The following is a 1,051-nucleotide window of genomic DNA, read 5'->3' on the forward strand; positions in this document are numbered from 1 at the left end:
GCGATCTGAACGGCGTGTTGCGGACCCACCAAAAGGTGGTTCATTGCGATCCGGGCGTTCGCGTTAAGACGAGCAAAAATTCCGTCCTTCGCAACCACGTCTGAACCCGCCCACAGCGACGCGGTCGCGATGATGTCATCAAGGGACCGGTAGAGGTGAAGTGCTGCTTGCTCGATCAGTGCGGTGTGCAGTTCAGTCATACGGTGCTCCGCCGCCGCCTCCCAGAGGTTCTTATAGGAGTCCAGAATGAATGCGCGCGATGCTTGGTACAGCGAAGCAACCCGAACGAAGTCGGCTTGAAAGAGCGGATACTCGTCCAGCGACGGCACAACTCCGCGACGCCGTCCGCGAGCGGACTTCGCCATTTCCTCGATCGCTCTTTTCGCCAGGCCGAGCCCGGTGCCGACGTGGTGCAGGGTCGTGACTGATGTAAATCCCTGAGTGAAAGCTGGCTCGTTAGGAAATTCCGTGCCGTCGTGGATTGCCATCCACTTTGCCTCGATTACGTGTTCCTTCACCAGATAGGAACCTGAGCCTGATCCGGCGAGACCGGACGGGTCCCAGTCGTGCATCCACTCGACATGCTTAGGGTCCACCCAAAGGTGGACGACATTGGGCTCCCCGTCCTCGCCGATGATCATCTCGTCGTTCTCATTGAGCAGGGCTACCCGGCTGACCACTCGCGTCGCGTGTTGCGAGCCGGATCCAAAAAACCTGGGTGGCGCTTTAACGAGATAGCCACCTTCCACTGGCTTTGCAGTGCCGAAGGGTCCTTGCGGAGCACCTGAGCCGCAGGCGACGCCGTCTGCGTTTGGGCCAATCAGTTCCCGCAATGCTTCAGCCGGCAGAAGCATCCCAATGAACAGGGTGCCTGTCTGATGGTTACCGTAGACCCAACCAGCAGAGGCGTCCTGGCGCGAGATCTCCTCCGCGATCTGTATATAGGTAACGGCGTCCACACCCGCGCCTCCGAGGTGTTTTGGCAGCATGACGCCATACAGGCCGGCGTCTTTCCACGCCTGAACGACCTTAGAGGTAATGACCTTGTCCT

Annotated in this window: 1 protein-coding gene; it reads right to left on the minus strand. The window is 59.3% G+C overall.

From position 1 onward, the window contains the following. Positions 1-1,051 (minus strand): acyl-CoA dehydrogenase family protein (locus BMX78_RS22650; RefSeq protein WP_091424878.1); only part of this gene is annotated, 1,051 nt, incomplete at both ends.

This window comes from Arthrobacter sp. OV608 (genome assembly GCA_900110595.1).
GTDB lineage: Bacteria > Actinomycetota > Actinomycetes > Actinomycetales > Micrococcaceae > Arthrobacter.